A 25,980-nucleotide genomic window follows, 5' to 3' on the forward strand; every position below is an offset into this window, starting at 1 on the left:
CCCGGCTTTTGCGCGCCACTTTCTTGGAAATGCCGGATTGCGCAGGCCGAATCGCCTGATATATCGCTCGTTCCCGCTTACCTGCGCTCGTTCGCAGGAGTGAGCTTCAGGAGAAAAGCAATGACCGACCAGAACAAATCCGAATCCGGTTTCCAATACAGCCTGAGCAATCTCAAGCCCGTGACCCCCGCCGCCAAGGTTACCCTCACCTTCCCCGACGGCGCCCAGCGCCAATATGACCAGAACATCACAGGCCTCGATATCGCCAAGGGCATCTCGCCGTCGCTGGCCAAGCGCACCGTTGCGATGGCGCTCGACGGCGTGGTCGTCGACCTCGACGATCCCATCGAAGCCGACGCCAAGATCGAGCTGATCAACCGCGACGATCCGCGCGCGCTCGAGCTGATCCGCCACGACTGCGCGCACGTGCTCGCCGAAGCCGTGCAGACGCTGTGGCCGGGCACCCAGGTCACCATCGGCCCGGTGATCGAGAACGGCTTCTACTACGACTTCTTCCGCAACGAGCCGTTCACGCCGGAAGACTTTGCGGCCATCGAGAAGAAGATGCGCGAGATCATCGCGCGCGACAAACCCTTTACCAAGGAAGTCTGGGACCGCGAGAAGACCAAACAGGTGTTTCGCGACAAGGGCGAGGCCTTCAAGGTCGAGCTGGTCGATGCGATCCCCGGCAACGAGCCGATCAAGATCTACTACCAGGGCGACTGGTTCGATCTCTGCCGCGGCCCGCACATGACCTCGACCGGCAAGGTCGGCAACGCCTTCAAGCTGATGAAGGTGGCCGGCGCCTATTGGCGCGGCGACAGCAACAACCCGATGCTGACCCGCATCTATGGCACCGCCTTCGCCAAGCAGGAGGACCTCGACGCTTATCTGAAGCAGATCGAGGAAGCCGAAAAACGCGACCATCGCAAGCTCGGGCGCGAGCTCGACCTCTTCCATTTCCAGGAGGAAGGTCCGGGCGTCGTGTTCTGGCACGCCAAGGGCTGGACCATCTTCCAGCAGCTGATCGCCTATATGCGCCGGCGCCTCGCCGGCGACTACAGCGAGGTCAACGCGCCGCAGATCCTCGACAAGTCGCTGTGGGAGACCTCGGGCCATTGGGGCTGGTACCGCGAGAACATGTTCGCGGCGCAGTCGGCCGGCGATGAGGCCGAGGACAAGCGCTGGTTTGCGCTGAAGCCGATGAACTGCCCCGGCCACGTGCAGATCTTCAAGCATGGCCTGAAGAGCTATCGCGACCTGCCGCTGCGCCTTGCCGAGTTCGGCGTGGTGCATCGCTACGAGCCCTCCGGCGCCATGCACGGCTTGATGCGCGTGCGCGGCTTCACCCAGGACGACGCCCACGTCTTCTGCATGGAGGACCAGCTCGCCGACGAGTGCCTGAAGATCAACGATTTGATCCTGTCGACCTACGCCGATTTCGGCTTCACCGGCGATCTCACGGTCAAGCTGTCGACCCGGCCGGACAAGCGCGTCGGCACCGATGCGATGTGGGATCACGCCGAGCGCGTGATGGCGACGGTGCTGAGCCAGATCCAGGCGCAGAACAACCACATCAAGACCGAGATCAATCCGGGCGAAGGCGCCTTCTACGGGCCGAAGTTCGAATATGTGCTGCGCGACGCCATCGGCCGCGACTGGCAGTGCGGCACCACGCAGGTCGACTTCAATCTGCCGGAGCGGTTCGGTGCGTTCTACATCGACCATGACAGCGGCAAGAAGGCGCCGGTGATGGTGCACCGCGCGATCTGCGGTTCGATGGAACGCTTCATCGGCATTCTGATCGAGCACTATGCCGGCAACTTCCCGCTCTGGCTGTCGCCGGTGCAGGTGGTGGTCACCACCATCACCTCGGAAGCCGATGAATATGCCAAGCAGGTGCTGGAGCAGGTCCGGCGCGCCGGGCTGCGGGCCGAGATCGATCTTCGCAACGAGAAGATCAACTACAAGGTCCGCGAGCACTCGCTGGCCAAGATCCCGGCGCTGCTGGTGTGCGGCAAGAAGGAGGCCGAGACGCAGTCGGTCTCCGTCCGCCGGCTCGGCAGCGACGGCCAGAAGGTGATGACGACGGTGGAGGCGCTTGCGGCCCTCGTCGACGAAGCCACCCCGCCGGATGTCCGGCGGGCGCGCGACGCGGCCTGATCCCTGAAATTGGTCTAAATTCGCTTTCGGTTGCGGGCGTGCATGCTTATCTGGGCATGGCACGCCCGACGACCAGCCGAAGAGGATATCGCAGTGCCTGACGCCATCGAACTCCTGAAGACCCGCCGCTCGGTCAAGCCGCGCGAGATGACCGGGCCCGGTCCCTCCCCGGCCGAGCTCGAGACGATCCTCACCATCGGCGCGCGCGTGCCCGATCACGGCAAGCTCGCGCCCTGGCGCTTCATCATTTTCGAGGGCGATGCCCGGATGCGCGCCGGCGAGGTGATCGCCAAGGTGTTTGCCCGCAAGAATCCCGGCGCGCCCGCGGCCGACGTCGAGACCGAGCGCAAGCGGCTCATGGACGCGCCGCTGGTGATCGGCATCGTCAGCTTCACCAAGCCGCATCCAAAGGTGCCGGCGTGGGAGCAGGAACTGTCGGCGGGCGCCAGCGCCATGAACATCGTCACGGCCGCGACCGCGCTCGGCTACGGCGCCTGCTGGCTGACAGGCTGGGCGTGTTTCGACCGCGACGTGCTCGACGGCCTCGGCCTCAAGCCGGACGAGAAGCTTGCCGGCTTCATCCACGTGGGCACGCCGACCAAGCCGAGCGAGGACCGTCCGCGACCGTTCCTTTCGGAAATCGTGACGCGTTTTTAATCGAAGTCTTGTTGACGCCTCTGACGTCTTGCGGCTTTGTTCCCGGCGAGGGAGGAAGCCCGGATGAAGCGTCGTGAATTTCTGGTCGGGGCCGCGCTGCTCGCCGGCACGATGGCGCGCAGCCGCGCGGCCGACATCCCCGCCCCATCGGCCGCAGGGCTCGATCGCATCACCGCGTTTTTTGACAACGAGGTGACGAGCGGTCGCCTGCCGGGCGCGGTGGTCCTCGTCCAGCAGCACGGCAAGCCGGTCTACCTCAAGAATTTTGGCGTCCGCGACACCCGAACCGGCCTTGCGATGACGCCGGACACGATCTTCGCCATCCATTCGATGACCAAGCCGATCACCTGCCTCGGCGCGATGATGCTGATCGACGAGGGCAAGCTTGCGCTCACCGACCCCGTGTCGAAATATATTCCCCTCTTCGCCGACACCAAGGTGGGCATCGAGATCACCAAGCCCGACGGTCCGACGACGATCGAACTCGAGCCGCCGGTCCGTCCCGTCAACATCGAGGATCTGCTGCGGCACACCTCTGGCATCAGCTACGATTATATCGGCGCGCCATGGGTCATGGACGTTTATCTGGCCGCCAAGATCTTCGACGGCCCTTTCAACAACAGGCAATTCGCCGACCGCATCGCGAAGCTCCCGCTGACGCGTCAGCCCGGCACGCTGTGGCGCTACGGTCATTCCACCGATGTGCTCGGCGCTGTCATCGAGATCATCTCGGGCCAGACGCTGTACGAATTCCTGAAAGCACGCATCCTCGATCCGCTCGGCATGAGCAGCACCAAATTCGTGCTGAAGACGCCGGAGGAGCGCACACGCATGGCGCGGCCGCTGCCGAACGACCCGGTCCTGCTGGCCGGCGAGCGCGACCGTCTCGACCATCCCGAATGGGAATCCGGCGGCGGCGGCCTGCTCTCTACCATCACCGACTATCAACGCTTCTCGCAGATGCTGCTCAATGGCGGCGAATTCGAAGGCAAGCGTTACCTCAGCCCCGCAGCCTTCAAAGCCATGACGACCGATCATATCGGGCCCGGCTCCGGCGTCGGCCGCGATTACTTCTATTTCCCGGGCGACGGTTTCGGCTATGGCTACGGCATTGGCGTGCGTACCGATCCCGGCAACGCGAAGCCGCCGGCGGCGGGCTCCATCGGCGAGTTGAAATGGGACTCAGGGAGCGGCACCTATTTCGGCGTCGATCCCAAGCTCGACATGGTCTACCTCTTGATGCAGCAGACCCAGAACGAGCGCAGCCGCATCACGCCTGCCTTCAAGGAGCTGGTCTACGGCACCTTCCCGCCCGAGCTACGCCGCCCGTGAGGCACGCTGGCCGAAATCGGCCAGCAGCTTGGCGATGTCGGCGGCGGGCCGAGCCGCGCTGAACAGAAAACCCTGCACCTCGTTGCACCCTTCGGCGCGCAACCAGTCGAGCTGATCCTCGGTCTCGACGCCTTCCGCGGTCGTGGTGATGTTGAGGCTGCGGCCGAGCCCGGAGATCGCGCGCACGATCGCGCCGCAATCGGGCCGCTCTGCCAGATCCTTCACGAAGGAACGGTCGATCTTGATCTTGTCGAACGGGAAGCTGCGCAGATAACTCAGGCTGGAATAGCCAGTGCCGAAATCGTCCATGGAGATGCTGACCCCGAGCTCGCGCAGTTGATGCAGGATCGCGAGATTGGCGTCGGTTTCGGCCAGGAAGATCGACTCGGTGATCTCCAGCTCGAGCCGCTTCGGCGACAGGCCGGATTGCGCCAGCGCCGAGATCACGATCTGCACGAGGTTGCGGCTGCGGAATTGCGCCGGCGACAGATTGACCGCGACCTTGATGTCGACAGGCCATTTCACCGCTTCGGCGCAGGCCTCGCGCAGCACCCACTCGCCAAGCTGGGTGATGAGGCCGATGTCTTCCGCGACCGGGATGAACTCCGCCGGCGAGATCATGCCCTTGTCGGGGTGACGCCAGCGCAGCAGTGACTCGAAGCCGGAGATGCGGTCGGAGGCGATCGAGACCAGCGGCTGGTAGTGCAGCTCGAACTCGCCATTGGCGAACGCACGGCGCAGGTCGAGCTCCATGTCGCGGCGCTTCTGCGCCTGGAGGTCCATCTCGCGCTCGAAGAAATGATGCACGCCGCCGCCGTCGGACTTCGCCCGGTACAGCGCCATGTCGGCATTGCGCATCAACGCTTCCGGCGTCGTGCCGTCCCCCGGCGACAGCGCGATGCCGATGCTGGCCCCGATCACCATCTCCTGGCCATCGATCTCGTAGGGTGCGCGCAGCAAGTCGATCAGCAAGGTCGCGCAGGCGCTGGCCTCGTTCGGCGAGACGTCAGCAGCAAGAATCACCGCGAACTCATCGCCGCCAAGGCGTGCGGCGAGATTGGCTCCACGGACCGCGATCGTCAGGCGTTCGGCAACCTCCTTCAACAGGCGGTCGCCCACGGGATGGCCGAAGGAATCGTTGATGTTCTTGAACAGGTCGAGATCGATATAGAGCACGCCGACGCGCTTGCCGCCGGCCTGGTCGAGCGCCTGCTTCAGACGCTCCTGGAAATATTCGCGGTTCGGCAGGTCGGTCAGCCCATCATGATGCGCCATGTGGGCGATCCGCGCCTCGGCCTTGCGCCGCTCGGTGATGTCGACCACCGCGACCAGATAGCCGTCGCGATCGTCGAAGGCGACGCGGCGGCCGAAGGTCAGCACCTCGATCTCGCTGCCGTCGGCGCACAGGTGCCGCCAGTTGCGCGAGGAATGATAGGTGTCGCCGACGCGTTCGAGCGCCTCGGCATGGCTGTCCCACTCGTCCTCTGGCCAGATCTCGGGCAGCTTCATGCGCAGGAAGGTGGCGCGGCTATAGCCGTAATGCTGGACCGCGGCATCGTTGACGCTGAGAAATTCCTTGGTCTCGGCGTCGAACACCCACATCGGCATCGGGTTGTTGTCGAACAGCAGGCGGAACGAGGCGTCGCGTCGCTTGAATGCGGTGACGTCGGAGATCGTCAGCGAGACCACGTCGGCGAAAGCGGTGGCGCTGAGGCGAAGATTGCGGTCCTCGTGCTCGATCTCGAGCTGCTCGCCGCGGCCGCCGGAGACGGTCTTGAACAGGAATTTGATGATGTCGGGCGCGGCGAGCAAGGTGTCGCCCTCGCCGATCCGGCGCCACAACAGGCCGGCGCCCGCAGCCTTCAGCAGCAGCCCCGCGCTCTTGTTGTGGTGGACCACCTGAAGATCGAACGGCCTGCCTTCGGCATCGCGCAACGTCGCCAGCGAGACCACGGCGTCATCGGTCGATGAGAAAATCGCGTCGAGGAGATTGTACTGCGCGCCGCGCTCGTTGATGTAGGCGCCGACCAGCGTGGCGCCCCAGCGCGAGGCGGTCGGCAGCGCCAGCAAATCATAGGTCCGGACCATGCCGTCGCGCACGCAATGCGCGCTGGCCTGGTGCGGTCGTCCGTTGTTCAGCGCGTTCGCCACCGCTTCCGACAGCGCGGTCGCGCAATCCGGCGATAGCTCCGCGACCGGAATGTCCCAGCGCTCCTCGCCGAGCCATTTCTGCACGTAGCGTCCGCTGCGCGACAGCTCGAGCGCGCCGTCATTCTTCAGCAGCGCGATGTGATCGGCGAGCCGCCCGAGGCTGCCCAGCATCACGTCCTCATAGCGCGGCAGCCGTTCGCCCGGCTTCAACGCGGCACGCCATTTGCGTTGAAGCACCGGGATGTCATCGAACATTTCGGTGGCCGGTTTTCCCGGCATCTTCTTCGCGGCAGTCATTGCAGTCCCCAACGCACTTTCCCCGCGCATCCAATGCGCCGCGCGCTTAATGCCGTGTAAAAAGGACGCAGTTGCGCGTTCCATTCGGCGATTATGACAGTTTTAAGTCCGGCGTTGGTTAGCGCGCGTTAGAGACTATGACAGCTGCTTAAAATGCTCTCGTGTCCCGGACGCGCTGCAACGCGTAAGCATTGCTGCGCAGAGCCGGGACCCAGCAGGCCGCGCGCTCGACGTCGCATGGGCCCCGGCTCTGCAGCGCACCGCTGCGCGCTGCGCTGCGTCCGGGGCACGAGCGCGGTGTTTGGCGCAAGACTGCCTCCACGTCGTCATTGGCGAGCGCAGCGAAGCAATCCAGAATCCCTCCGCGGAAACAGTCTGGATTGCTTCGTCGCAAGGGCTCCTCGCAATGACGGAGTGTGGGGGTGACGGCGCCGGTTTACCATTCGCATCTTCATCGCAGACACACCTTCGCATCCTCGCGGCGCATTTCGCCCGAGCTTTGCTTCGTTGCCTTGCCCTCAATTGAAAGAGGGCGCAGGGAAGACCGGGAGCCCGCTGGCACCCGAGGTCCACTGTGCGAAGGTGCAGTAAGATGTTTGCACAGCGGCATACAGGTGTAGCCAGGACATCCGGCCTTCCCTGCGCAGTGGTTTGACGGCTTATGTCGTGCTCTCCCCGGGGAGCGATGCACTATTGCCCCCGTCGCCTTACAGATAACTGATGCGCGCACCCGGTCGGGCGCTCACATCACCGCAAGACTTGACGCACAGACCCCGGGCGTCAGGACCACACGATTTTGCCGTACGCCGATCACACCGGTCGTGCGCGCGACGTCTTCGCTCACGGTTGCCCGCCCTGCGAAAACCTTCGCGCCGATGTGACCCACGTCCACCGCCGCCCGGCCCGCGTTCGTGACGATCGCGATACGCCCCTCTTCCTTGGGCCGGGTTGCGGCGATGGATACGCCGTTTCCGAATTTCGGTAAAGTGGAATATTTTTGCGACCGGGCATTGACCGGCAGCTTGGGTGTTTTGCCCGTCGGACAACGCAAGATCTCGTAGCCCGGATGGAGCCGAGCACGCGCGCCGCTAGTCCTCGCTGGACGCTGCGGAGCGGTTGCGGAGATAGGCCTGCGACAACAGGAAGAACAATGCGCGCTCGCCATGATATTTGGCGGCCGGCCGGGTGCGCTCGAACCCGTCGGCAAATATCTTGCCGGACTGGTCACACACCTGCCACCGCCAACCAAACCGTTTGCGCCTGGTAAGAATCACTTCGAACATGCCGACCGGCTGGGTCCCCTGCTCCTGCCGGTCTCGCAAGCGCACGCTTGCTCCGGCCTCCCCCGTTAGACGGATGCCCGACATATAACGCAGCAGGATGGAAAGAGAATAAAATTGATTATCGGAATTACGTATCTTCCACCGGCCATGACGAAGTCACGACGTGTCTGGAATAAGCCGATGCTGCCGGTGTTTGGCGGCCTTCGATACAGCTTGATAGCGCTGCCAAAGGTATTCAAATCGGAACACAGGCGCAGAGGTCCGGTAAGCAAATGCTCACCGGACCTCAATGGCAGATTCTAGCGGCCGACCCGCGCCTGGAGATGGGCGGGATAGCGATTACCTTCCACCGTCACCTTGGCCAGCACCTTCGCAATCGCAGCGAGATCGGCTTGAGACAACGTTACCACCGCCGCACCGAGATTCTCCTCGAGCCGGTGCAGCTTGGTGGTGCCGGGAATCGGCACGATCCAGGGCTTTTGCGCCAGCAGCCAGGCCAATGCGATCTGCGCCGGCGTCACTTTCTTCGCGGCTGCGATCTCGCCGAGCAGATCGACCAGGGTCTGATTGGTTTTGCGTGCGCTGGATGAGAAGCGCGGTACGATGTTGCGGAAGTCGTTCGCATCGAACGTCGTGCTCTCGGTGATCGCGCCGGTCAGAGCCGGCGGCAGCCGACGCAGGCGTTTGCCGTGCTGGTGGAGGCGCTGCGGTCGGAAGTGAGGGCTAGCTCTCGCGCCCCGGACGCAGCGCGGCGCTTCTTCAGCGATGCGCTGCAGGGCCGGGGCCCATGCGCAACAGCGATTGCGCGGCCTCCTGGGTCCCGGCTCTGCGCAGCAACGCTAAGAGGCGTTGCAGCGCGTCCGGGACACGAAAGCTACAGCTAGGCAAGCAGGATCAGCGCGCGACGACTTCGACTTCGCCGTCGACGCCGTTGACGACGTTGAAACCGCGCTCGTAGACCTTGCCCTCGTTCTTGGCGATGGCGCGGTATTCGCCTTCGGAGAGCACGACGCGGGGGAAGGCGCCGATCGATTCCTTGATGACGTCGCCGCCGGGGGTCAGCACCGACCAGGCGGTGTTGGCGAGCGCCTCGCCGCCCCTGTCGCTGACGAGCTTGAGCGTGATCACGGCGGCGCGGTGGGTGATGGTGACGTCGGTGAGCTTGCCGGCCTGGACGCGGATGTCCGAGCGCACCACCGAATTGGCGTCGCCATAATTTGAGACGATGTAGTAGGTCCCCTCCGGGATCAGCACGACATCGCCGGCGGCGACGTTCGGCACCAGCGAGGCGCGCTCGCCGGATTCGAACTGGCTGCCTTTGTAGATCGCGAACGAGATCTGGTTCTGCGGAATGCGGCTGGTGCCGACGCGGCCCTCGATGCGCAGGCCGCCGGCCGGCAGCACGAAGGATTCGCGATCGGTCTCGGCCTTCAGGCTGACGGTGCGCACCGCGCTGACGAGGCCGAAGGCGACGTGCACGACGTAATTGCCGGGCGGCAGCACGATGTTGGGCGTGGCGTTGCGGTCCTCGCGGATCAGCTTGAAGGTGCCGTTCTCGTCGGGACGGTCGGCGAAGACCCGCCAGACCAGGCCGCTGGTGATCGCCGGGGTGTCCTTGCCGTATTTCGCGGTCAGCGACAGCACGCCCTGTCCGGGCACGGCCGCGTTGAGCGGTGGGGCCGATGGCACGGTCGTGACGGCGGGCGGCGGCATGCTCGGCGTCACCGGCTGCGTCAGGGTCGGCGGCAGGCTCGGGGGGCCGGCGCCCGGACCGGAGGGTGGCGCGAGGCTGACGGCGCCGCCGGGGTCGGGCACCGAGGCGGGCGGCACCGGCGGCGGACGATCGGTGAAAAGCTGCGCCTGCGCAGCGCCTTGAGTGAGGGTAACAAGGCACGCAGCAAGGATCAGCGCCGGCAGCAGCCTGCCGCTGCGCCGCCATCTGATGATGCCGTCACCCCCGCGTGTCATGTCACCTGCTTTTCACCGAAAACGCGGCGAATTCAAGCCTCTGATACCCCAGGAAATACGGCCTTGATACTGTTCTATGGAACCCGGTTGACGCCTGCGTGATTAGACTAGCAGCAACCGCCCTCGCCATACTCCTGCCCAGCGCCTTCCCCAAAGCGGCATAAACCATGCTTCGCGCCGGTTCTGGCGGACGGCAAATGCGGTGCCTAGTCTGATGACGCGGGCTGGCCCCGGCGTAGGAGAGTTTCAGTGCTGGACATCTTGAAAGGTCGGGGCGCGAACGGCTCGAACGGCGAGAAGATTGGCCTTGGCACCACCCGCCGCCCGGTCCTCGGCCTTGCGCTGGGCGGCGGCGCGGCGCGCGGCTTTGCCCATATCGGAATCCTGAGGACCCTGGCGGCCAACGGCATCGTGCCCGATGTCGTGGTCGGGACCTCGATCGGCGCCGTGGTCGGCGGCCTCCATGCGGCCGGCCGGCTCGATACGCTGGAGGCGTGGGGACGCAGTCTGCAGGGGGGGATGCGCAACATCCTCGGCTATCTCGACATCCGCCTCAACGGCTCCGGCCTGCTCGGCGGCGAGAAGTTGGCTAACCGCCTCGAGGAAGCGGTTGGCGAGACCCTGATCGAGGACCTCCCCATCAAGTTCGCCGCCGTCGCGACCGAGGTCCGTACCGGGCATGAGATCTGGCTGACGCGTGGCCGCTTGGTCGACGCGATGCGCGCCTCTTATGCCCTGCCCGGCATCTTCCAGCCCATGCTGATCGGCGACCGCTGGCTGGTCGACGGCGCTCTGGTCAATCCCGTGCCGGTCTCAGCCGCCCGCGCCCTCGGCGCCGAAATCGTCATCGCGGCAAATCTTTCCAGCGACATCTTCACCCATTCCACGACGATCTATTCGCACGGCGCGATGCCAGTGCCGGTCGCGGCCGAGCCGGAGGAGCCGACCGCCAAGCGGCGCTTTCCGCGGCTGTTCTCGGCGGAGAAAGCCATGAAGCGCGAGTTCTTCGGCAGCGGCGGACGGCCCGGCATCTCCTCGGTGATGGTCGACGCCTTCAACATCATGCAGGACCGCATCACCCGCGCGCGCCTCGCCGGCGATCCGCCGGACCTTTTGATCACGCCGCGGGTCGGCCAGTTCGGCTGGTTCGACTTCCACCGCTCCGAAGACCTGATCGCGCACGGCACGCGCGCCGCCGAGCGCGCGCTGGACTCGATCCAGGAAGCGATCGCGGTGCTCGCACCGGCGCCCGCGGGCAACGCGCCCAAAGCGGACGCGTGAAGTTCGCTCAGGCCGTCTTGATGTAGTCGCGCAGGGCTTCCTGCTCGTTCTCGTATTCCTGCACGCGGCGCTTGACGATGTCACCGATCGAGATCAGGCCGACCACCTTGCCGTTGTCGACCACAGGCAGATGGCGGAACTTGCCTGTCGTCATCATCTCCATGAGCTCGGCGACCGTGTCGGTCTCCTTGCAGGTGACGACCTTGCGGGTCATGACCTGAGAGACCGGCTCCTCCAGCGCGGCGGCGCCGCGCTCGCCGACCACGCGCACGATGTCGCGCTCTGACAGGATGCCGTCGAGCCGGCTCTGGTCCATCACCAGCACCGCGCCGATCTTCTTCTCACCGAGCAGCTTTGCCGCAGCCGACAGCTTGGCGTCCGGCTCGACGCTCATGATCTGGTGGCCCTTGGCATTGAGAATGGAACGTACCGTCATTGTCGTCTCCCTGAATCGGAGCCAGCCGCTTTTCGCGGCCCGGACTTGTTCGCGAGTCTTCAACTAACAGTTTCAGCGCCGGTTTCACGCTCGTGCGCTTTGCGAAGCATTGCTTCGTTATTGTTTGAGCATGATCTTACCGGAAAACCGCTGCACACTTTTCCGGATCATGCTCGAGCAGCTTGTCGCTTCGGAACATTCTTCTCGCGAATGATGGATGAATTCAGGCCGCGCTGCAAGCGCCGCTTCAAATACGGTCTGAAACGTCCTGTGATGACGCATCCGCAGCATCACTTCGCATGCGCGGCACGGGATCGAACAGCGCGAACAGCAGGAGCCCTGCGAAGAAGCCGCCGATATGGGCTTGCCAGGCGACACTCGTGGTCTCGGCATCGACCCCGATCGCGCCGACGCCGAAGATGATGTTGACGCCGAACCACACCGCCAGGAAGCCGACCACCCGCCCGTCGCGCAGCGCGCGCGACAGCGGCAGGGCTGGAACCTTTGCGGCGGTATCGGCGTCCGAGCGGGTGAACGACAGGAAGCTGCCGCGACCGAACGCGAAGCGGATCGCGGCTGCCATCGCACCCGACACCGAGGCCGAGGCGCCGATCATCGGCGCCACCGCATGCTCATGGGTGACGAGATGGGCGAGCGCACCGGCCGCCGCCGTCACCGCCATGAACAGGAAGAACCTGACAGCGCCAAAGCGTCGCGCCAGCGCGCTGCCGAACGGCAGCAGCCACATCACGTTGAAGCCGATATGGGTGAGATTGGCGTGCAGCAGCGAATAGGTGACGAAGGTCCAGACCTTCGCACCGGCCCCGCCGGGGATCTGCAAGTTCAGCAGCGAGGAATCGTAGCGCCTCGGGATGAAGCCGAAGACGTCGATGGTCCAGTTCTCGAGCTCCGGCGGCAGCAGCACCCGCAGATGGATCACCGCCAGCAGCACGATATAGGCGGTCAGCGCCGCCGGCAGCGTCAGGATCGGCTCGCGCGGAGCCTCCTCGGTGACGGCCGGCAGCTCCGGAGCTTGCGGCGACGAATCTTGTGGCGGGGAATCCAAGGCAGCTTCGCTTTCAGGCGCGATCGGAGCGACAGGCTTAACGACAAGCCTTGGAGATAGTCGCCTTTGCCGGCCTTGCGCAAGTGCACAAAAGGAATTCGTGAACTAGGGCTCGTTTGAACCCCGGCGAGACGCTGGGTCCCGGCCCAGCAGTGCATCGCTGGGGCACTGCACTGCGTCCGGGACACGGAGATATTGCCGGCCTGGGCTGGTCTCGTGTCCCGGACAAGTGACGCGCCGCAGAGCCGGGACCTAGATTGGCGGCAAGCTCTAACCGTGCAATTTTAGGTAGTTCAACCTTCCGGGTTTACACCCATGCAAACCGCGTTCTTCGTCTACATCCTCGCGAGCAGACGAAACGGCACATTATATATTGATATATTGGCGTCACCAACGACCTCGCGCGCGGGATGGCCGCGCACAAGGCCAAGCTCGTCCCCGGGTTTACGAAGCAGTACGGGGTGACTTTGCTGGTCAATTTCGAGACCTACGGCTCCATCCTCGAAGCAAGGGCGCGCGAGAATTCGCTGAAGCGATGGCGGCGTGCCTGGAAGCTCAAACTGATAGAAGACCTCAATCCAGACTGGCGCAACCTCACCGATGAATTGAATTCGCTGGCGGGCTGACTGGGTCCCGGCACTTGTTGTGTTTGCGACATGGGCCCCGGCTCTGCAGCGCACCGCTGAAGAAGCGCTGCGCTGCGTCCGGGGCACGAGAGTGTGCCCCGCAAAAGGAAAAGGCAGGGCCCTGGGAAAGCCCTGCCTGTCCTTGTCGGCCTTCCGGCACCAGAGGAATGAAGGTGTATCCCCACCCCTCCCCGGCCCGTGGCCAAACTGTTTGACGCCTGTGTACAGGCCTCGCCGAGAACCTGGAGAAAGCGGCGAGGCTTGCGACCGCGATCACCATAGCAGCGGGGCGGCGGGCGGGAAGCGCGTAGTTAATTTAACGTTAACGACGCAAAGACCGGCTTAACGGGTGCGAAAACGCCCCTGCGGCATGGACGCTGCAAATCCCCTCCTGCACAACAACACAGGGATCGCGGGTGCACTGAAGCGGGACAGGTCTGTCCCGCGAGGTTGCGCCCCGGGGTTAGCGTTCGGTCATGAAACATCCGTCGAGCCGCGAGTTCTTCGCATATTGGGACAAGAAGCGCGGCACTGCGCGGGCCCCTGACCGGGCAGATATCGATCCGGCCGCGGTCCGCGGCCTGCTCGGCGACATTTTCGTCCTCTCCTGCGAGCAAAATCTCGGCTTCCCGTTCCGCGTCGCCGGCACGCGCGTCTGCGCGCTTGCCGGAACGGATCTCAAGGACTCGAGCTTCACTGCGCTGTTCAACGAGGCGAGCCGCCGCGAGATCGAGGAGATCACGACCATCGTGGCCGACGAGAGGCTCGGCGCCATCGCCGGCGTCACGGCCGCGCGCGAGGACGGCAGCAAGGCGCATCTCGAGCTGCTGCTGCTGCCCTTCAACGCCCGACCGCATACGCCTGTCAGCGTGACAGGCGTGCTCGCGCCGTTCGACGACGAATGCGGCGCGCTTGGTCGCTTCACCCTCACCTCCTGGCGCTATCTGCATCAGCCGGAGAAACTATTGCCGCGCGCGATCCGCAAATTGCAGATCGCACGCGGGCTCATGGTGTATGAGGGGTTGAGGTAGAGCAACGCGCGTGCCGTCCGCGCAGCGTGCGCAAACGGCCCATTATCATCGCTGGATCAGATCGCGGATGGACGCGCCGGCGCGTGGACTTGCGATCCATCATGGGAACCTTACCCGTCATGGCAGGTTTTCCCTGTCTGCCGGGCAAGTGTCTGCACGGCAACGCGGCCCGACCGGAGTCGATGCGTTTGCTAGCCGCCGGGCCTCCGTCGAGGGACGGTTACCCCGTGGTGGAGCACGCGACCAGAGTTGGTAATCGCCTGTTAGCTGCATTACCGCCGGCCGACTTCGCCTTGCTTGCACCGCATCTGCGGAAAGTACCGCTTCTCCACGATGCAGTCCTCGTTCGGTCGGGCGACCGGATCGAACACCTGTACTTCCCCTGCAGCGGCGCGATCGCCTTCATCATGGAGTTGCCGAACGGGCAGACGGCCGCGACCGCCGTCATCGGCAACGACGGCGCCGTCGGACTCATGACGGCGCTCGGCCCCCACCGCTCACCCATGACGGCCGTCGTCCGCGTCGCCGGCACCGCATTGCAAATCTCGCCCGCGCGATTCCAGACGGCGCTCGAACGCAGTCCCGCCCTCCGAAGTCTGGTTCAGCTTCTCTCCAGGGCGCTGATGACGCAAGTCCAGCACGTCGCGGCCTGCAATGCGCTGCACTCCGTCGAAGCCCGCCTGGCCCGCTGGCTCCTTCACATTCACGACCGGACGGATGGCGGCGGCGACGTTCTGCCCCTGACGCAAGAGACGTTGTCGGAACTGCTCGGCGTCCGGCGTACCACGGTCACGCACGTCGTGAGCGCACTTCGCACGTCAAGGGCCCTGAAATCCAGTCGGCGCGGCCAACTCGATATCGACAGGCAGCGGCTCGAGGTCATCGCATGCGAGTGTTACAAGGTGATGAGCCGCCGGATCGATCGGATCGTTTCGCAGGATGCCGTCAGGCTGCTTCACGCCGCGCCGGCACGGAGCGGCTGCCCGCCCCCGGACTTCCCGTTCGCCAAGACCGACTCGTAGACCCAGGCCTCTCTGGCGAACCACTCGTGCGTCGCCGCGCAGATCCCGCAATATGTGCGCGAAAAGAACACTGCACTGCATCGAAATCGGTCGCGATCCATCTCGATGCCCGTCGAAATCGCGCGGCCCGTTTCCGGGCATTTGATCATCACTATACCCATCCTGAACTCCTCCAGCTTGGCATCACCTCACGGCAAGGTGGGGCCGCCATCGGCTGGACGGCGTCTCTTCTGGCGAAGACGCTCGCCCAGCCGATTCACGCGGCCGGTAGCCTCGATTCAAGCAGCCCTGTGCAGAACCCGGTTGAAGCTCTTCTTGATCGGCTCGGCCGTCTCGGTCGCGACCTTCTGGGCAAGGTCCCAAAGCTCCCGGTTCTGGCCGGAAGCCGCTTCAAAGGTCTTGCGGCCGTGGGTGGTGGAGAGGGTCACGACATCCGCAAACGACCTCGCATCCGCAAGCTGGGACAGGAATTCCAGCGCGGAGCTGGTATTGATGTTTGATATTTCGATCATCTTGGTGCCGTAATCGGCGGCACGCGTGGCATTGGTCGAACAGGCTTCGCGGAGAGCTTCGGTGATCTCCTCGGAAGCCGCCTTCATCTGCTCGAAATTTGCTTTGGCCCGCGCGGCGCCCTGCTCGGCGAGATCGCCGAAGATCGCCTGGATGTTGAAAAATGGCATCTCGAACTTGAGCTTTGCATCACCGTTCGCCACCCCATCCAGCGGCGTGGCTTTCGTTTCGGCTTTCACATTGGCATCATTCATCGTCATTCATCCCTTTCACGCGAAACCAGATAATGGACTGAAGACCCCCGGAAGCTCCCAGATGCGGGCCGCACCCGGAAACCAGTGCCCCTACTCTCAAAATGGAAGGATGCTGCCGCTGCTCTGCGGCTCTCGCCCCTGCCGAAGCCGACTATGACCAACCAAGGTCGGGCCTTCAGTTCGCTTTCGGACTCTCAACTTGAATAAATTCGATTTGAGCGACGAAGCGGCACAGGCGGCGTTTTTACTTCTTTGAAGTTGCCGCAAATGCTTCCGCCAACTTGAGATCAACTCCGGCGAGCGGCTCGGAGATGCCGGTGCCCGGAGCCGTTTGAGCCTGCCCGGAATGCTTTGCCGCCTGCACCGCGATCGGCAAATTGCCGGTCACACGCGGGCCGATGGTGTATGAGGGGCTGCGATAGCTTCCGTCTGAGCGATCGCCGCGACCTCGATGCAACCTCATTTGGGCGAAACAGCCATGTCCGACATCATCAATTTCGGCTCACTTCAGCTCCGCTTCCTGCACAGCAAGGAAGACACCGCCGGCAGCGTCGACATCTTCGAAATGACGCTGCAGCCGAATGCGCGGATGCCCATCCCGCATTATCACGACCGATGGGATGAGACGATCTACGGGCTCGGTGGCATCTCGACCTGGACGATCGACGGCCAGGAGATCGAGGTCCGCCCCGGCGAATCCGTATTCATCAAGCGCGGCGTCGTACACGGCTTCACCAACCGGTCAGCCGGGCCTGCGACATGCCTGTGCATCCTGAGCCCCGGCGTGCTGGGACCGCAATATTTCAAGGAGATGGCCGCGCTCCTGTCGGCCGGCGCGCCACCCGATCCGGCGAAGATGAAAGAGACAATGTTGCGCTACGGTCTGGTGCCGGCGCCGCCTGCTTAAAACGCGCGATGCGAGGACAGGCTGCGTGGTGCAACCCGTCCCGCGTATCTCGGAGATCGCTTACGGCATCGCCAGATGCCAGGCGCCGTTCAGAAAACCATCGCCGGTGATGTCGCCGGGCTTGGTGTCCTTGGCAAATGTGTAGAGCGGCTTGCCCTTGTGGGCCCACTGCTTCGAACCGTCGTCGCGGGTGATGACGGTGTAGCCGTCGGCGGCGGCATCGCTGGCCTCGGCTTTCAGCGCCGGCCAGTTCGTCGCACACGGACCGTTGCAGACCGACTTGCCGTCCGCGTCCTTGTCGAAGGTGTAGAGCGACATGCCCTTGGCGTCGGTGAGCACGTTGCCCTTGTCGGTCTTGCCGGTCTTGGTCGGCGGCGCGGCGAAGGCGGCGGGAACGATTGCGAGCAATGCAGCGAGCGTGAGCGCGAGGCGGATCGGGGATGTCGTCATGGTGTCTCCTGTCATGCAATTGGCTTGCAGGAGTAGGACGCCGCACGAGCCGTGGTATTCCTTACGCCGCGCCAACGATATTTTTCGCTACGCGCAGCTTCGCTACGGAATAAACTGGATGACGTGAGACGGACCGATATGACCAAGCCGCATTGGCGCCCCGCGCGCGTATCCGACCTGCCGGCGATCAGCGCGATCGCGACGCGCATCCATCCCGGCCTGCCGGAACGTCCCGACGTGTTCGCGGAAAAGATGCGGCTCTATCCCGAAGGCTGCCGCGTGCTCATCGCGGACGATGAGATCGTTGGTTACGGCCTTGCGCATCCCTGGAGACAGCACCGGATTCCGCTACTCGACGATTTCCTCGAACGACTCCCCGTCGACGCGGATTGCCTCTACGTGCACGACGTTGCCGTGCTGCCCGATTTTCGCGGCGGCGCTTCGCGCGCTTACGTTGCTGATATCGAGGGGCTGGCGCGCGCTTCCGGCATCGCAATGCTCGCACTCGTGTCGGTCTACGCCACGCGGCCGCTGTGGGAGCGTCTCGGCTTTCGGCCGGTCACGGCGGATGCGGAGCTACGCGCAAAGCTTGCATCCTACGGCGACAGCGCGACCTACATGCTCCGCGACCTCGCTGCGACGTAACGCCCAGCCCAGGCCGGCCCGGCTCACGCGGGCGTGAAGCGCCCGCCTCGAACCTGACACAGCCAGGCCCCGTCGAAGCTGTGTGCGAGCCGTTCCGGTCTCGCTACACCGAGGCTGGAGAATTTCCATGAAACTCACATTGTCGAAAGTTGGATTGTTTGCACTCGCTGCGACCGCCGCCTTCAGCGCGACCAGCGCCAACGCCGCGCAGGTCCATACCTATGGCTGCGAGTTCGCCTTCTTCGAAGGCTGCGCCGGCCTCATCGAAGCGCCGCAGCAGGGCGGACGCCGCGTTCGCACCGACCGGGATACTTCGCCCATCTACATGAAGCAGACCGACCCCCGCTACAATTCGGCGATGCGTGATGCCGGCGGTGGTGGCGGCGGAGGTGGTGGTGGTGGCGGCGGTGGCGGCCGCTGAGGTCACACGCCCCCCGAGATCATGATGCCGCCGGCGCGATCCGGCGGCATCATTGTTGTCTGCGCTAGCAGGCGGCCGTTCAGCCGCGATGCTTCTTCTTCGCCTTCTTTCCGGGCGCGCCCTTCCCGGGCCACGGCGTGACTGAAGGCTCCGCGTGGCCCGGCTTGTTCTTGTGTTTCTTTTTCTTTCCGAACGACGGCGCATCATCGAATTTCGGCGCGCGCTCACCGTGCGGCTTGCCCCGTGGCTTGAATTCACTTTTGTCGCGCGGGCGATCATCGCGCCGTTCACGATGATCGATGTCGCGGCTCTCGTGCCGGGGGGGGTGTGATCGCTCTTCTGCAGGCGCTTGCCGCTGCGGCGCGTCCGCCATCGGCTCGAGGCGGATATTGTCTTCCTTGTCCGGACGCTTGATCTTGGCAGCGAAGGATTCCGCGACCCGCTCGGAAATCTCGAACTCGGTCGTCGTGTCCATGATCTTGATGGCGCCGATGTCGCCCTTGTCAATGCCGCCGCGACGGCAAATCATCGGCAGAAGCCAGCGCGCTTCCGCGTTCTTTCTTCGTCCAATGTTGGCCCGGAACCAGACGGTGGCCTCCCCCATGCCGTGTTTCGGCGACGATTTCCCCGATTTGGGTCGAGGCCTTTCGGCGCGATCATCGCCGCGCGAATTGCGGGCATCGTCGCGCGGCGTCCGGTCGTCGCGCGGCGTGCGGACATTGTCGCGACCGCGATCGTCGCGCGGCCGGCCAGCCCGCTCGCCGGGATCGAGGATGTCTTCCGGTGACGGCAGTCGCGCCCGATAGAGTCGCGCGAGTGCGGCGGCGATATCCTCAGCCGACCGCTCGGCCAGCAGCGCCTGCGCCAGCACCAGATCGTCGGGAGCGGTCTCTTCCGTGAACAACACGTCCTTCATACGGTCGTGATCGAGCTTGCGGATTTCTTCCGCTTGCGGTGCTGTCCCCCAGACCGCGTCGATCCCCGAGACATTCAGCAGCATTTCCGCACGCCGCCGTCGTATCGGCGGCACCAGCAAGACGCTTGTCCCCTTTCGTCCCGCGCGCCCCGTTCGACCCGAACGATGCTGCATGACCTCGGCGTCGTTCGGCAGATCGGCGTGAATGACGAGATCGAGGCTCGGCAGGTCGATGCCGCGGGCGGCAACGTCGGTCGCCACGCAGACGCGGGCGCGCCCGTCGCGCAGCGACTGCAGCGCCATGGTCCGCTCGTTCTGTGTCAATTCGCCTGACAAGGCGACAACAGAGAAGCCGCGCTCCAGCAGCGCCGCCTGCAAATGCCTGACGTGATCGCGCGTGCTGCAAAACACCAGCGCGCTCGGCGCCTCGTAGAAACGCAGCACGTTGACGACCGCGTGCTCGGCATCGGCGGGCGCGATCCGGATCGCGCGGTACTCGATATCGGCGTGACCGCCTTCGTCGCCGGCGACCTCGATCCGGAACGCCTGCTGCTGATACTGCTTGGTCAGCGCGACGATGCCGCGCGGAAACGTCGCCGAGAACATCAGGGTGCGGCGCGACTCCGGCGTGGTCTTGAGGATGAATTCCATGTCCTCGCGAAAGCCGAGATTGAGCATCTCGTCGGCCTCGTCGAGAACGACGACCTTCAATTCCGAAATGTCGAGGCGGTTACGTCGCAAATGGTCGCACAACCGGCCGGGCGTGCCGACGACGATATGGGCACCCACGGCAAGCTCGCGCTGCTCGCGCCGCGGATCCATGCCGCCGACGCAGGAGACGACGCGCCCGTCTGCGTGCTCATACAGCCAGGCCAGTTCGCGATGGACCTGAAGGGCCAGCTCGCGGGTCGGCGCCACGATCAAGGCAAGCGGCGCGCCCGCCCGCTCGAACCGCTCGGCGTCACCGAGCAGATCCCTGGCCATGGCCAGACCATAGGCCAGCGTCTTGCCGGAGCCGGTCTGGGCCGAAACCAGGAGGTCACGGTCGGCTGCCTCGTCCGCAAGCACAGCGAGCTGAACGGGGGTCGGACGGTCGTAATTGCGCTCAGCCAATGCACGGGCGAGCGGCGGGGTCAGGGCCGGAAAAGACACGAGATGGAAAACCTTGGTTAATTCAGGCGCGGAACGGCGAACCGAGGGGGCCGGAGACGCCGCACTCGCGGCAGAAGGCCCAGTCACACGCGTGACGATTTGATTTGGACGCTCTTTACGCCAAGCGCGGGCAAATCACCATGCTTATGATGCATGGCGTCGCCGACACGGTGAACAGGCTCGCAGGTGCTCCATTCGGCGTTCTGGAGTCATTTTATTTCGTCTGGAGCGCTTTTGGGCGAGATCGGCAGATTTCGCGGCCACCTGGCTTAACTTGCAAGCAGGGACGGTTCGATCGAGTCCGAACCATCGGATCGGCAAATTGCATTAGGCTCCGGGCACGATCGAGGCGACCATGGACCTGCGACACCGGCTCGATATCGCATTGGTGACTCGCGAGCAGGCAAACAGGTGAACAAGCAATGTCCGACAAAAAGACCACAGAGGCTACTTTGGCGGATCTCAATCGCAATTACGTCCGCGCGGTTGACGAAGACGACGTAGCCTGGTTCGACGCCAATCTCGCGGCGGACTTTCGCAACACCAATCCGGACGGCACACTGATCGACCGGTCGACATTCCTGGTGCAGATCGGCCGCGGCTCGGCGGTGCGCGACATTCGCGAGCACGACGTGATCATCCGCGTGCTCGGGGACTTCGCCATCATTCATGCACGCACCAGCTATCGTAAGCCGGACGGCGGCAAGGGTGCTGGCCGGTACACGGACGATTGGCAATTCCGGGACGGACGTTGGCAGTGCGTCTCTGCTCACGTGTCGCGCGCATAAGGGAGACGGTCGCAGGCGATACCCGTTACTCCGCCACTGTAACGCGGATGGATGCTGGACTTGTCCTATGCGTCATCCGATCCCACATCGTGTCTCACGAGAAACTCATGGGGGACACATGGCCGACAGCATATCGCTTGCCGACAAGCTCGCGACCTTCGAGGATCTGTGGTCGCCGCGGACGGTCACGACCTTCAACGATTGCGACGTCATGGTGGTGAAGGTGAAGGGCGAATTCACCTGGCACAAGCACGACGACACCGACGACTTCTTCCTCGTCCTGAAAGGCAAGCTGGACATCGAACTACGGGATCGCACGGTAACGCTCGGTCCGGGCGAACTCTACGTCGTGCCCAAAGGTGTCGAACATCGCCCGGTGGCGCGCGAGGAGGTTCATTTGATGCTGATCGAACCGACCGGCACGCCGAACACGGGTGACAAGGCCACCGCCGCAGCACGCAAGCTCGCGTAGAGGAGGCGAACGCGCCGGTCTTAATCCCTGGAGGTCGCCAGCCTGCTGAAGCTGCCGACCAGCTTGGCTCTCGCCCGCGCAACGGCGTCCTTCGCTGCAAGGCTCAAGGCGCGGATGGCACGCCAGGCTTCGGTTGCTTGCAGCCATGCCTTCACTTCGGCGAATTTCCCATAGGCCCAGGCGAAAGCCGGAATCCGCATCAGCTTGTCACGCGTGAGATGGAACAGGCGCTCGACCAGCACCAGCTTGAGCAACTCCCCGACGATGAACGTTGCCGCGCCGCTCACGAACTGACCAGTTGCCGCAAGGTAAGCGGCCACCGGCTTGATCGGCTCCAGAATGATCACGGGCACGGAAAACAGGGCGAGCGAGGGATAAGGCGGCAGCGATCTGATCCAGGCGCGCAACCGCTTGAATTCGAGATGCCGCCCTATCCAGCTCGAGATTGGTCTCGCCACGGCCATGAAGACGGCATCCACCAGGAAGTAGATGGCAGCCAGGATGTAAGTGACGGGTTTCAGGATTTGCTTCACGATACCTCTCCCACGAACTGAAAGCCGGAACTGGGGCCTAAGTTTCACCTCAGCGTGAATAGTTCGCGGATTTCCGATGGAACTTTTTGGGCTACGGCTGGCCTGCGCGCTCAGATCTCGGCGTAGATCTCCAGCAGATTGCCGTCGGGGTCGCGAAAGAACAGCGTCCGATGGCCAAACGACTGGTTCGTCGGCGGCGACAGCAGCGCCACGCCCTGCCGCACGAGTTCGTCGGCGCATGCATCGACCTCCGTTGCGGATACCTTGAAGGCCAGTTGCAGCGAGGCACTCCCTGCCGGCGTCGGGGCATCGGCGGCGGTGCGGCTCGGCCTGGCCAGCGCCAGCGTGTTTCTGCCGAGGCCATACTCGATCCAGTTCGGCGACAGCTCACGCAGCAGGGATAAGGCGAGAACGTTTTCGTAGAACCGACGCATCGCCGTCATGTCGCGCACGAAGATGACGGTGTAGTCGATCGCGCGGATGGCGCGGAAGGGGGAACGCTGCCTACTGGACTCCATCAGTGACCACTTTCCTGCTCCATCACGCGGTCGGCGACGAAGATGCCGTTCGGCTGGTGGAAGACGATCTGGTCGATACGCTCCCCCTCCCCGCGAAACTCGACGGCAAAACCCTCCAGCTCGGCGATGCGAAACCCGCGGCCCTGCTGCGGCTCCAGGCGATAGGCCGGCTGGTAGTCCGGCTTCAGAATAAGCCTGCCTTCGCTGTCCAGGGTAACGCGATGGGTGATGGCGCCGCTCTTGAACTGCCCGACGCAGCGTGTGCGGAATGCAGGATCGACGCAGTCGCCGGCCGCACGGCGCTCGAACACGATGTCCTTGACCATCGGCTCCAGCGGCACCGACAGGTGCACAATGTTGCCCTCACGGTCGGTCTGGAAGGTGATGGGGACATTATCAGGATGGAGCTGGTCGATGATCTCCGGCGTGACGAACGTCTCGAAATGCCGGTGCGACAGCGGCGCGCCCATGCCGCGCCACGACCAATGCAGTGCGCCGTCCCGCTCGCGGATCGAGATCACACCATAGGCGGGATGGGCATAGTCGGCCGCATAGGCCGACAATTCATGCGCCGGCGTGGTGTCCTTGTGACGCGCCTTCTCGCGCGCCTCCTTGTCGGCCGGGATGTGGGCGATGAAATCGTCGCGCTGCTTGCGGAAGCGCGAGAGCCAGTCGACCGGCTCCCGGCCGCGCAGCCGGTCGATGATATACAATGACAGAATCAGCGGTATCCCGCTTGAGCTGCGGTTGGTCAGCACGGCGACGCCGATGCCGGCCTCCGGCACCAAGGCCATCAGCGAGCCCCAGCCGTTCCAGCCGCCGCTGTGCGATACCATGCGCTCGCCCCGATAGGTGTGGGACTGAAGCCCTAACCCATAATGTATGTGGTGGCCGTTCTCGGAAAATTCCGACTTGCCGACCAGCGCCAGCGGCGCGTGCAGTTGCTCCACCAGCGTAGCCGGAAGCAGGCGCTCGCCTTCGAACTCGCCCTTGCCGAGATGCAGCCGCATCCAGTTGGCGAGATCGGCGACAGACGTGTTGATGGCGCCTGCGGCCGTGGTGCGGATCGGCAGCCGCAGCGCCGGAGACCGCGTGTCGACGTCGATCTTGTAGGGCCGCGCCGGCTCCGCTCCAGCTTCGAGCTCATCGAGAGAGAAACTGATGTTCATGCCGAGCCGGTCGGTCAGGCGCTCGCGCACGAAGGCCTCAAAGCTCTTCCCGCTCAGCCGCTCTATCAGGAGACCGGCGGCGTTGTAGCAGAGATTGCTGTATTGCCAGGCGCCGCGGATGTCGCGGCTCAATTCGAGGTGCCGCATCAGCGGCAGCATTTCGGCCGGCGAGAGATCGCCGGGCATATGAACCCAATCATGCCGCGGCAGCCCCGATTGATGGCTGAGCAGGTCGCGAATGGTGACGCGTTCGGTCGCGACCGCGTCCGAGAGGCGAAACTCCGGCAGATAGTCGCGGACCGGCTTGCTCCAGTCGAGGACGCCGTCATTTTGCAGCAACGCGATGGCGGTGGCGGTGAACGACTTGGTAATCGAGCAGATCACGAAATGCGTGTGCGGCGTCACCGGCAGATCGGCCTCGACATCGCGCTGGCCGTAGGCGCGCGTGAGCGCGACCTTGCCATCCTGCACGATGGCGAGAGCAGCGCCCGGCACCTTCCAGACCGCCATCGCTTCCGCGGCGAGCCGATCGATGTCGGGAATGAGGGATGCCAGGGAAGCGTCGGGAATCTCTAATGATTTGTTCATGACACCTGCGGGCTTTGCGAGGTGCGCAGGCTAGCGGCTTCAACGTAAAATGGAAGTCACGGCCACGCTTTTTTTTGCGATAGCGTGCCTTCTCTCGGCGAGAGGAGCCTGAGATGCAAATCTAATCCACCAATTCCGGCCACGGCACGATGGTCGACTTTACCGTCTTCATCGCCATCGCATCCCTCACCGCCTGCGCGACGCCCGCTTCCGTGAACGGATAGATCGTCTGCATCTTCAGCCAGGGATATTTGTCACGGGTGCGGTAGAGCATGTCGACGCCGAGCGGGAGATCATTACCGGTAAAACCCCAGGACCCGAGCACGTTGAGGTCCTTGGTGCAGATACGGTGCCAGGACGTCTCGATCGAGCCGGCATCGGTGAACTGGCCCATCTCGACATAGGTGCCGCCGTCGCGCAGCATCTCGATGCCCTCGGGGCCGGCAGTCGGATGGCCCGAGCAATCCATCACCAGATCGGCGCCGAAGCCACCGACAATATCCCGCACGCGCGCAATGCGCTCTTGCGGCGATTTGATCTCTTCGATGTTCACCGTCGCCTCCGCGCCGAACTCGCGCGCGAGCTTGAGCCGCGGCTCTTCCGGCGCGCCGACGCAGATCACGCGCCCCGCTCCCATCTCCTTCGCGGCGGCAACCGCCAGAATGCCGATCGGGCCCGAGCCCTGGATCACCACCGTGCCGCCCCAGGAAAAACCGCCGGCGCGGCTCGCGCGGTTGAAGGCGCGGATGCAGGACGTCAGCGGCTCGGACAACGCGCCGAGCCGCAGCGACATGTCGTCGGGCAGCTTGTAGATTTTTGTGCCCGGCAGCATCTCGAGATCGACATAGACATATTCGGCCCAGCCGCCCCACATGTGCGGCGCCTTGTCGAAACCGAGATAGCGGCCGTAATAGACCGGCGTCAGGCATTTGTTGGCGGTTTGGGGATAATGGATGCAGTAATAGCAGCGGCCGCAGGGCATCAGCGGCGGGATCATCACTTTTGATCCGACCTTCAGCGGCTTGCTCATGAAATCCTCGGTGAATTCATCGCCGCATTCGACGATGACACCGCCGAGTTCGTGGCCGAGCGTGAACGGCCATGGCAGCGGCTTCGGCCAGTGACCTTTCAGGATATGCAGATCGGTGCCGCAAACGCCGCAGGCGCCGACCTTGATCAGCGCGGCCTTCTTGCCGACCTTCGGCCATGGCACGGTGCGGATGACGGGCTCGCTGCCCGGGCCTGCGTGGGTGCAGACGCGGATCTGGTCCATGGCTGTTTCCTCACTGCCCGCTTGTTATGATTGATGGTGCGGATCCGGGATCAGCCTATGACAGCATCGCG

The 25,980-nt window shown here is 64.1% G+C and carries 24 protein-coding genes and 2 pseudogenes; 12 read left to right on the forward strand and 14 right to left on the reverse strand.

The window, feature by feature from the left end; translation table 11 throughout:
- Nucleotides 1–120 precede the first annotated feature (120 nt).
- From thrS to B5V03_RS06020, 3 genes are all read left to right on the forward strand, one after another.
- Entirely contained in the window at nt 121–2,163 is a 2,043-nt protein-coding gene (gene thrS, locus B5V03_RS06010) for a threonine--tRNA ligase (protein WP_164987817.1), read from the forward strand.
- Between the two features lie 93 nt (nt 2,164–2,256).
- On the forward strand, nt 2,257–2,820 hold the full coding sequence (locus B5V03_RS06015; protein WP_164987818.1) for a nitroreductase family protein: 564 nt from the start codon (nt 2,257–2,259) through the stop codon (nt 2,818–2,820).
- A gap of 63 nt (nt 2,821–2,883) precedes the next feature.
- The gene (locus B5V03_RS06020) at nt 2,884–4,152 is read left to right on the forward strand and encodes a serine hydrolase domain-containing protein (RefSeq protein WP_129268363.1); all 1,269 of its coding nucleotides are present in this window, start codon (nt 2,884–2,886) and stop codon (nt 4,150–4,152) included.
- Here B5V03_RS06020 and B5V03_RS06025 read toward each other — a convergent pair.
- The 5 genes and pseudogenes from B5V03_RS06025 to B5V03_RS06050 form a co-directional block, all read right to left on the reverse strand.
- The gene (locus B5V03_RS06025) at nt 4,138–6,600 is read right to left on the reverse strand and encodes a putative bifunctional diguanylate cyclase/phosphodiesterase (RefSeq protein ID WP_129268364.1); all 2,463 of its coding nucleotides are present in this window, start codon (nt 6,598–6,600) and stop codon (nt 4,138–4,140) included. The two genes, B5V03_RS06020 and B5V03_RS06025, sit on opposite strands and share 15 nt — an antisense overlap.
- A 742-nt stretch (nt 6,601–7,342) precedes the next feature.
- Nucleotides 7,343–7,651: a hypothetical protein gene (locus tag B5V03_RS42210; protein WP_245502171.1), complete on the reverse strand. Its 309-nt coding sequence runs from the start codon at nt 7,649–7,651 to the stop codon at nt 7,343–7,345.
- 37 nt (nt 7,652–7,688) lie between these two features.
- Nucleotides 7,689–7,928 carry a hypothetical protein gene (locus tag B5V03_RS41335; RefSeq protein ID WP_245502172.1) on the reverse strand — a complete coding sequence of 80 codons (240 nt, stop codon included), beginning with the start codon at nt 7,926–7,928 and terminating at the stop codon, nt 7,689–7,691.
- 254 nt (nt 7,929–8,182) lie between these two features.
- Nucleotides 8,183–8,542, reverse strand: a pseudogene (locus tag B5V03_RS06045) (aldo/keto reductase); the annotation flags it as partial.
- Nucleotides 8,543–8,777: 235 nt separating this feature from the next.
- Complete coding sequence (locus tag B5V03_RS06050; protein ID WP_129268366.1) at nt 8,778–9,851, reverse strand: hypothetical protein; 1,074 nt, start codon at nt 9,849–9,851, stop codon at nt 8,778–8,780.
- 249 nt (nt 9,852–10,100) lie between these two features.
- Here B5V03_RS06050 and B5V03_RS06055 point away from each other — a divergent pair, with 249 nt between their 5' ends.
- Nucleotides 10,101–11,132, forward strand: coding sequence for a patatin-like phospholipase family protein (locus tag B5V03_RS06055; protein ID WP_129268367.1), 1,032 nt, complete (start codon nt 10,101–10,103; stop codon nt 11,130–11,132).
- A gap of 7 nt (nt 11,133–11,139) precedes the next feature.
- Here the strand turns inward: B5V03_RS06055 and B5V03_RS06060 are convergent, their stop codons facing one another.
- Both B5V03_RS06060 and B5V03_RS06065 read right to left on the reverse strand, forming a co-directional pair.
- Nucleotides 11,140–11,568 carry a CBS domain-containing protein gene (locus tag B5V03_RS06060; protein ID WP_129268368.1) on the reverse strand — a complete coding sequence of 143 codons (429 nt, stop codon included), beginning with the start codon at nt 11,566–11,568 and terminating at the stop codon, nt 11,140–11,142.
- A 247-nt stretch (nt 11,569–11,815) separates the two neighbouring features.
- Nucleotides 11,816–12,634 carry a rhomboid family intramembrane serine protease gene (locus B5V03_RS06065; protein WP_206736123.1) on the reverse strand — a complete coding sequence of 273 codons (819 nt, stop codon included), beginning with the start codon at nt 12,632–12,634 and terminating at the stop codon, nt 11,816–11,818.
- Between the two features lie 315 nt (nt 12,635–12,949).
- On the opposite strand from B5V03_RS06065, the pseudogene B5V03_RS06070 reads away from it, so the two are divergent.
- The 3 genes and pseudogenes from B5V03_RS06070 to B5V03_RS06080 all read left to right on the forward strand — a co-directional run bounded on the left by B5V03_RS06070 (nt 12,950) and on the right by B5V03_RS06080 (nt 15,313).
- Nucleotides 12,950–13,260, forward strand: a pseudogene (locus B5V03_RS06070) (GIY-YIG nuclease family protein).
- Between the two features lie 476 nt (nt 13,261–13,736).
- Nucleotides 13,737–14,291: a PAS domain-containing protein gene (locus tag B5V03_RS06075; RefSeq protein ID WP_129268370.1), complete on the forward strand. Its 555-nt coding sequence runs from the start codon at nt 13,737–13,739 to the stop codon at nt 14,289–14,291.
- A 227-nt stretch (nt 14,292–14,518) separates the two neighbouring features.
- Nucleotides 14,519–15,313 carry a Crp/Fnr family transcriptional regulator gene (locus B5V03_RS06080; RefSeq protein ID WP_129268769.1) on the forward strand — a complete coding sequence of 265 codons (795 nt, stop codon included), beginning with the start codon at nt 14,519–14,521 and terminating at the stop codon, nt 15,311–15,313.
- 278 nt (nt 15,314–15,591) lie between these two features.
- Here B5V03_RS06080 and B5V03_RS06090 read toward each other — a convergent pair whose 3' ends face one another.
- The gene (locus tag B5V03_RS06090; RefSeq protein ID WP_129268372.1) at nt 15,592–16,077 is read right to left on the reverse strand and encodes a phasin; all 486 of its coding nucleotides are present in this window, start codon (nt 16,075–16,077) and stop codon (nt 15,592–15,594) included.
- Nucleotides 16,078–16,555: 478 nt separating this feature from the next.
- On the opposite strand from B5V03_RS06090, the gene B5V03_RS06095 reads away from it, so the two are divergent.
- A complete protein-coding gene (locus B5V03_RS06095) occupies nt 16,556–16,984 on the forward strand; it encodes a cupin domain-containing protein (protein ID WP_129268373.1) in 429 nt (142 codons plus the stop codon).
- 60 nt (nt 16,985–17,044) lie between these two features.
- Here B5V03_RS06095 and B5V03_RS06100 read toward each other — a convergent pair whose 3' ends face one another.
- The gene (locus B5V03_RS06100; RefSeq protein WP_164987819.1) at nt 17,045–17,434 is read right to left on the reverse strand and encodes a COG4315 family predicted lipoprotein; all 390 of its coding nucleotides are present in this window, start codon (nt 17,432–17,434) and stop codon (nt 17,045–17,047) included.
- Between the two features lie 138 nt (nt 17,435–17,572).
- Between B5V03_RS06100 and B5V03_RS06105 the strand changes: the two genes are divergently transcribed.
- Nucleotides 17,573–18,079, forward strand: coding sequence for a GNAT family N-acetyltransferase (locus B5V03_RS06105; protein ID WP_164987820.1), 507 nt, complete (start codon nt 17,573–17,575; stop codon nt 18,077–18,079).
- A 127-nt stretch (nt 18,080–18,206) separates the two neighbouring features.
- The gene (locus tag B5V03_RS06110) at nt 18,207–18,500 is read left to right on the forward strand and encodes a hypothetical protein (RefSeq protein ID WP_129268376.1); all 294 of its coding nucleotides are present in this window, start codon (nt 18,207–18,209) and stop codon (nt 18,498–18,500) included.
- A 79-nt stretch (nt 18,501–18,579) separates the two neighbouring features.
- Here the strand turns inward: B5V03_RS06110 and B5V03_RS06115 are convergent, their stop codons facing one another.
- Entirely contained in the window at nt 18,580–20,568 is a 1,989-nt protein-coding gene (locus B5V03_RS06115) for a DEAD/DEAH box helicase (RefSeq protein ID WP_129268377.1), read from the reverse strand.
- A 422-nt stretch (nt 20,569–20,990) separates the two neighbouring features.
- On the opposite strand from B5V03_RS06115, the gene B5V03_RS06120 reads away from it, so the two are divergent.
- Both B5V03_RS06120 and B5V03_RS06125 read left to right on the forward strand, forming a co-directional pair.
- Nucleotides 20,991–21,356, forward strand: a complete 366-nt coding sequence (locus B5V03_RS06120; RefSeq protein ID WP_129268378.1) for a nuclear transport factor 2 family protein — start codon at nt 20,991–20,993, stop codon at nt 21,354–21,356.
- Nucleotides 21,357–21,474: 118 nt separating this feature from the next.
- Complete coding sequence (locus B5V03_RS06125; protein WP_129268379.1) at nt 21,475–21,828, forward strand: cupin domain-containing protein; 354 nt, start codon at nt 21,475–21,477, stop codon at nt 21,826–21,828.
- Nucleotides 21,829–21,848: 20 nt separating this feature from the next.
- Here B5V03_RS06125 and B5V03_RS06130 read toward each other — a convergent pair whose 3' ends face one another.
- The 4 genes from B5V03_RS06130 to B5V03_RS06145 form a co-directional block, all read right to left on the reverse strand.
- A complete protein-coding gene (locus B5V03_RS06130; RefSeq protein WP_129268380.1) occupies nt 21,849–22,361 on the reverse strand; it encodes a hypothetical protein in 513 nt (170 codons plus the stop codon).
- A gap of 110 nt (nt 22,362–22,471) precedes the next feature.
- Nucleotides 22,472–22,879: a VOC family protein gene (locus B5V03_RS06135; RefSeq protein ID WP_129268381.1), complete on the reverse strand. Its 408-nt coding sequence runs from the start codon at nt 22,877–22,879 to the stop codon at nt 22,472–22,474.
- Nucleotides 22,879–24,636 (reverse strand): serine hydrolase, encoded by a 1,758-nt coding sequence (locus B5V03_RS06140; protein WP_129268382.1) that lies wholly within the window; start codon nt 24,634–24,636, stop codon nt 22,879–22,881. Before B5V03_RS06140 ends, B5V03_RS06135 begins: the two co-directional genes overlap by 1 nt.
- A 121-nt stretch (nt 24,637–24,757) precedes the next feature.
- Nucleotides 24,758–25,909 carry a zinc-binding dehydrogenase gene (locus tag B5V03_RS06145; RefSeq protein ID WP_129268383.1) on the reverse strand — a complete coding sequence of 384 codons (1,152 nt, stop codon included), beginning with the start codon at nt 25,907–25,909 and terminating at the stop codon, nt 24,758–24,760.
- Between the last annotated feature and the right edge of the window lie 71 nt (nt 25,910–25,980).

Source organism: Bradyrhizobium betae (genome assembly GCF_004123905.1).
GTDB lineage: Bacteria > Pseudomonadota > Alphaproteobacteria > Rhizobiales > Xanthobacteraceae > Bradyrhizobium > Bradyrhizobium betae_A.